Source organism: Burkholderia sp. LMG 13014 (genome assembly GCF_905232215.1).
Taxonomy (GTDB): Bacteria; Pseudomonadota; Gammaproteobacteria; order Burkholderiales; family Burkholderiaceae; genus Burkholderia.
In genome coordinates this window covers 1-5856 of sequence record NZ_CAJNKE010000388.1, presented here as the reverse complement: position 1 = coordinate 5856, position 5856 = coordinate 1, and the positions used below count along the sequence as shown (strand labels likewise).

Here is a 5856-nt window from a genome sequence, read left to right as displayed (position 1 = left end):
CCGCGAATCTTCGTCAGCTCCCGCTCCGACAGCTCGCCGATATGCGCGAGGTGTTCCGCGAGAAAGTCCTTCAAGACGCGCAGCTTCGCCGAGCTGCGCCGGTTCGCCAGATACGCGATGTAGATGTATTCGCCCGTCAGCCGGTTCTGCAGCCGGTAGCGCGGCAGCACGGCTTCGAGCCGGCCGCTCGCGAGCAGGTCGCGCACCAGCCAGATCTCGAACTCGGCGATGCCGAGCCCCGCACAGGTCGCTTCGAGCAGCAGCTCCGAATGGTCGGTGACGAGGTTGCCGGCCGGCAGCAGGCTGTGATGCGCGTCGCCGTTCACGAGATCCCAGCGCGGATCGCCTTCCGGGTGCACGTAGCGCAGGCAGTTGTGTTGCTTGAGGTCGTCCGGCGTGGACGGGCGCCCGCAGCGGTCGAGATAGCCGGGCGTCGCGCACAGGATGCTGTCGTTGCGCGACAGGCGGTGGACGACGAGGTTGTCCAGGTAGTTTTCGCCTTCGTGTATGTCGAGATCGAAGCCGCCGGCCACGAGATCGTTGTGGTTGTCGGTGAGCCGCACGTCGAGCTGGATCGTCGGGTAGCGTGCGAGAAACGGCGCGACCAGCGGCGCGAGATGGCGGCGGCCGAATGCCACCGGTGCGGTGAGCTTCAGCGGGCCGCTCGGTTGCGCATTCAGTTCGGCGACGACGCGCAAGGTGTCGTCGAGATCGGCGATTAGCGTGACGGCGCGTTCCAGGTAGATATGACCGGCTTCGGTGAGCGTCACGCTGTGCGTCGAGCGGTGCAGCAGCGCGACACCAAGCGCCTCCTCGATCGCCGTGACCTTGCGCGCGACGGTGGATGTCGACACGTGCATCTCCTTCGCGACCGCCGAAAAACTCCCCGTTTCGACCACTCTGACGAACGCGCGCATCGCGCCCATGTGATCGATGCCGGATTCTTTCGCGCCTTTTTTCATTCGATTCTCGCTGTTGCGTCTCACGCAAAACCGCTTTCGATAATACAGAAGCGAGCTTGTTTTTGCAAAGGCATAGAATGCGAACCCGTCGCGTCGGGAAGCGGCGAACGACGAGCGGCACGAGACACTCAGGAGGGCACGATGACAGAAAACGGCTTCCGCGTCGAAGCGGATCTTTTAGGTAAACGAAGTATTCCGAACGAGGTGTACTACGGCGTCCATACACTGCGCGCGAAGGAGAATTTCGACATTTCGGGCCGCACCATTGCGTCGCTGCCGTACCTCGTGATGGCGCTCGCCGCCGTGAAGGAGGCTGCGGCCGACGCGAATTGCGAGCTCGGGCTGCTGCCGCAGCCGTACCGCGATGCGATCGCCGCCGCGTGCGTCGAGATCCGCGAAGGGCGCCTGCACGACCAGTTCGTCGTCGACATCATCCAGGGCGGCGCAGGCACGTCGACCAACATGAACGCGAACGAGGTGATCTGCAACCGCGCGCTCGAGATCATGGGCCATGCGCGCGGGCAGTACGAATACCTGCATCCGAACGAGCACGTGAACCTCGCGCAGAGCACCAACGACGTCTATCCGACCGCGATCCGGGTCGCGACCTGCTTCGCGGTCGAACACCTGCTCGAAGCGATGGCGCGCCTGCGCGATGCGTTCGCGGAGCGGGCCGACGCATTCGCCGGTTTGCTGAAGCTTGGCCGCACGCAGCTGCAGGACGCGGTGCCGATGACGCTCGGCCAGGAGTTCTCGACCTACGCGGTGATGCTGACGGAAGACATTGCGCGTTTGCAGGAAGCCGGCTGGCTGATTCGCGAGATCAACCTCGGCGCGACCGCGATCGGCACGGGGATCACCGCGCATCCGCAGTACGCGGAGAAGGCGCTGGCGGCGCTGCGGCGCATTACCGGGCTCGACCTGAGCACCGCGCCGAATCTGATCGAGGCGACGCAGGATTGCGGCGCGTTCGTGCAGGTGTCGGGCGTGCTCAAGCGGATCGCGGTCAAGCTGTCGAAAATCTGCAACGACCTGCGGCTGCTGTCGAGCGGCCCGCGCGCGGGGTTCGGGGAGATCAACCTGCCACCCGTGCAGGCCGGCTCGTCGATCATGCCCGGCAAGGTGAATCCGGTGATCCCGGAAGTCGTCAACCAGGTTGCGTTCGAGGTGTTCGGCAACGACCTGACCGTGACCTTCGCCGCCGAGGCGGGGCAGCTTCAGCTCAACGCGTTCGAGCCGGTGATCGCCAGTGCGCTGTTCCGCAGCTTCAGCCATTTGACGGCGGCCTGCACGACGCTCGCGCAGCGGTGCGTGAGCGGGATCACCGCGAATCCCGAGCGGCTGCGCGAAACGATGGAGCGCTCGGTCGCGCTCGCGACTGCGCTGAACCCGTACATCGGCTACAAGCGCGCGACCGCCGTGGCGGCCGAGGCGCATGCGACCGGCAAGTCGATCCGCGAGGTCGTGCTGGAGCGCGAGTGGATGACCGATGCGCAGGTCGAAGAAGCGCTGCAGCCCGAAGCGCTGATCCGTCCGCGCGTGCTTTGACGCCGGCGGCGCGGCACCGGCACATGCTGCCGGCGGCCTGCGCGCGATAGATCCAGAAGCGCCCCCCGCGCGGGGCGCGACACATCAAGAAACAACGGAGACTCACGATGAAACACAGCAGCGAGCGCCCGGCCGATCCGGCCGGCGGCGCGGATTCCCGTCATGCCGACCCCGATGCGATGTTCGCGTCGCACGAAGCCGGCTATGCGAAGCAGTTGAAGCCGCGGCACGTGCAGATGATCGCGATGGGCGGTGCGATCGGCACCGGCCTCTTTCTCGGTGCGGGCGGGCGCCTGCAGCACGCGGGGCCCGCGCTCGCGCTCGTGTATCTCGTCTGCGGCGTGTTCGCGTTCCTGATCATGCGCGCGCTCGGCGAGCTCGTGATGCACCGGCCGACCAGCGGCAGCTTCGTGTCGTATGCGCGGGAATTCATGGGCGAGCGCGCGTCGTTCGTCGCGGGCTGGATGTACTACCTGAACTGGGCGACGACCGGCATCGTCGACATCACCGCGGTCGCGATCTACATGAAGTACTGGGCCGTGTTCACGGACGTGCCGCAGTGGGTGTTCGCGCTCGGCGCGCTCGGGATCGTGTCGGTGATGAACATGATCGGCGTGAAGGTGTTCGGCGAGATGGAATTCTGGTTCTCGATCGTCAAGGTGGGGACGCTCGCGGTGTTCCTCGCGGTCGGTGCCGTGTTTCTCGCGAGCGGCCATCCGGTCGCCGGCCAGATGCCGGGGCTGCATCTCGTCGCGGATCACGGCGGGATCTTTCCGCACGGCATCCTGCCGGCCGTGCTGATCGTGCAGGGCGTCGTGTTCGCGTACGCGAGCATCGAGCTCGTCGGCGTCGCGGCGGGCGAGACGGCCGATGCGCGCAAGGTCTTGCCGAAAGCCATCAACAGCGTGATGTGGCGCATTGCGCTGTTCTACGTCGGCTCGGTCGTGCTGTTGACGATGCTGCTGCCGTGGACCGCATACAGCGCGCACGAAAGCCCGTTCGTGACGTTCTTCAGCAAGCTCGGCGTGCCGTACGTCGGCACCGTGATGAACGTTGTCGTGCTGACCGCCGCGCTGTCGAGCCTGAACTCCGGTCTCTATTCGACCGGGCGCGTGTTGCGCTCGCTCGCGATGGGCGGCTCGGCGCCGCGCTTCGTGTCGCGGATGAACGCGCGCGGTGTGCCGTACGGCGGGATCCTGATCACGGTCGCGATCAATGCGATAGGCGTGCCGCTGAACTATATCGTGCCGGCCCAGGCGTTCGAGATCGTGCTGAACATGGCGTCGCTCGGGATCATCACGACGTGGGGCTTCATCGTGATGTGCCAGATCCTGTTCCGCCGCGCGGTCGATCGCGGCGAGCTGAAGGCCGTGTCGTTCCGGATGCCCGGCGCGCCGTTCACGTCATGGCTCACGCTGGCCTTCCTCGTCGGCGTGCTGGTGCTGATGGCATTCGACTATCCGGGCGGCACGTGGACCATCGCGACGATTCCGGTCGTCGTGCTCGCGCTGGTGGTCGGCTGGAAGCTGGCGAAGCGCGGTGCCGCGCGAGAGCAGGCGGCGGATGCGGGTGCATCTGCGGCTACGCGCGCCGTCGCCGATTCGGCACGGGGCGCCTGACGACGGTACGTGTCGGGCACGCCGGCTCGTTCGCGACCGGCGCCCCGTTACAGTCAGTTCAACCCGGCGCGTTCGCCGACCCATCGGCTGAAATCGCGGGCCATTTCCGCGGTCAGTTCGTGGCCGGCCGCGTACAGCCGCGTATCGTGAGCGACGCCGAGCGCCGTGGTTTTCGCGTCGGCGGTGTCGGCCCATGCGACGGGCAGCTTGTCGTCGAAGCGGCCGTGCACGATCAGCGCATGGAGCGGGCGGAGTGCGGCGCGCGGCGCGATCAGCGGATCGATTTCAGGCAGGATGCGCCCGCACAGCACCGCGAAGGCAGCGACATCGTCCGGCGACGTGAGGCCGACGCCCGCACTCATGATGCCGCCCTGGCTGAAGCCGGCGATCACGGTCGGCAAGGCGGCGTCTGCGTCATCGCGGGCGTGGAAGGCACGCAGCAGCGTGATCAGCTGGGTGCGGCTTGCGTCGGCGCGGGCCGCGTCGATTTCGGGGCCGTTCGGGCCGAAGCGCACCGGAAACCATGCGTATTGGTTGGGCCCGAACGTGAGCGGGCCGCGCAGGAACGCGATCTCGATGCTCGGATCGATGAGGTTGGCCAGGTTCAGCAGGTTGGTTTCGTTGCCGCCGACGCCATGCAGCAGCAACAGGCGGGCAACGGGGCGGCCGGCGGCCGGGCGGAGCTGGTACTGGAGGCCCGACTCGGGATCGGTGGTCAGCGGCAGGACGTCGGTCATTGCGTGTGTCCGGGAAGGGGAGCGATGCGACAGTCTAGAGCGTGCGGGCGGGGAGGTGAATCGCCGGATGGCGATTGATTGTTTCCTGTTGGGAATGAATTGCTGTGCGCGCGGTTGTTCAGACAAATCTAATGCATGACGAAACGGGTGGCAGGCGCCGCCCGTTTCGCGTCACCGCAACCGAATCACCGTCGATTTCAACTCCGTATATTTCTCCAGCGCGTGCAGCGAGTTGTCGCGCCCGTTGCCCGATTCCTTGAAGCCGCCGAACGGGAAGTTCATGTCGTCGGTTTCCTCGTAGCCGTTCACCCACACCGTGCCGGCCCGCAGCCGGCGCGCGGTTTCGTGCGCGGTCGTCAGGTTGGCCGTCCACACCGATGCCGCGAGCCCGTAGCGCGTGTCGTTCGCGTGCGCGATGGCCGTATCGAGATCGTCGAACGCCGTGACCGCCAGCACCGGCCCGAAAATCTCCTCGCGTACGATCCGCGCGTCGGCACGCGGGCAGTCGAACACGGTCGGTTCGACGTACTGGCCGCCGCTCCCGGTGCGTGCGCGCTTGCCGCCCGCGAGCAACGTCGCTTCGTCGCGGCCCGCATCGACGTAGCCGAGCACGCGCTCGACCTGCGCGGCATCGATCAGGCTGCCCATGCGCGTGGCGGGCGACAGCGGATCGCCGGGCGCGTACTCGGGTGCGATCGCGAGCACGCGCGCGACGAGTTCGTCACGGATCGCACGATGGACAAGCAAACGGGAGCCTGCCGTACACATCTGCCCGGTGTTGTAGAACACCGCATGCGCGACGGTGCGCGCCGCGCGTTCGAGGTCCGGACAATCGGGCAGCACGATCTGCGGCGACTTGCCGCCGAGTTCGAGCCACACGCGCTTCAGGTTCGAATCGGCCGCGCAGCGCGCGACCTTGTGGCCGACCGCGGTCGAGCCGGTAAACGCGATGCAGTCGACGTCCGGATGCCGCGCGAGCGCTTCGCCCGC

Annotated in this window: 5 protein-coding genes; 2 read left to right on the top strand and 3 right to left on the bottom strand. The window is 66.8% G+C overall.

Annotation, left to right across the window (positions count from 1 at the left end; translation table 11 throughout):
* A partial coding sequence (locus JYJ84_RS26760) for a LysR family transcriptional regulator (protein ID WP_205189661.1) occupies window positions 1-962 on the bottom strand: 962 nt, incomplete at its 3' end.
* A 141-nt stretch (window positions 963-1103) separates the two neighbouring features.
* On the opposite strand from JYJ84_RS26760, the gene JYJ84_RS26755 reads away from it, so the two are divergent.
* Together JYJ84_RS26755 and JYJ84_RS26750 are read left to right on the top strand one after the other, a co-directional pair.
* The gene (locus JYJ84_RS26755) at window positions 1104-2510 is read left to right on the top strand and encodes an aspartate ammonia-lyase (protein ID WP_175221569.1); all 1407 of its coding nucleotides are present in this window, start codon (window positions 1104-1106) and stop codon (window positions 2508-2510) included.
* Window positions 2511-2617: 107 nt separating this feature from the next.
* The gene (locus JYJ84_RS26750) at window positions 2618-4129 is read left to right on the top strand and encodes an amino acid permease (RefSeq protein ID WP_175221570.1); all 1512 of its coding nucleotides are present in this window, start codon (window positions 2618-2620) and stop codon (window positions 4127-4129) included.
* 53 nt (window positions 4130-4182) lie between these two features.
* On the opposite strand, the gene JYJ84_RS26745 is transcribed toward JYJ84_RS26750, so the two are convergent.
* Together JYJ84_RS26745 and JYJ84_RS26740 are read right to left on the bottom strand one after the other, a co-directional pair.
* Window positions 4183-4866 carry an alpha/beta hydrolase gene (locus tag JYJ84_RS26745; RefSeq protein WP_175221571.1) on the bottom strand — a complete coding sequence of 228 codons (684 nt, stop codon included), beginning with the start codon at window positions 4864-4866 and terminating at the stop codon, window positions 4183-4185.
* 171 nt (window positions 4867-5037) lie between these two features.
* Window positions 5038-5856, bottom strand: an 819-nt coding sequence (locus tag JYJ84_RS26740) for an aldehyde dehydrogenase family protein (RefSeq protein WP_205189659.1), incomplete at its 5' end; no start/stop codon positions are given.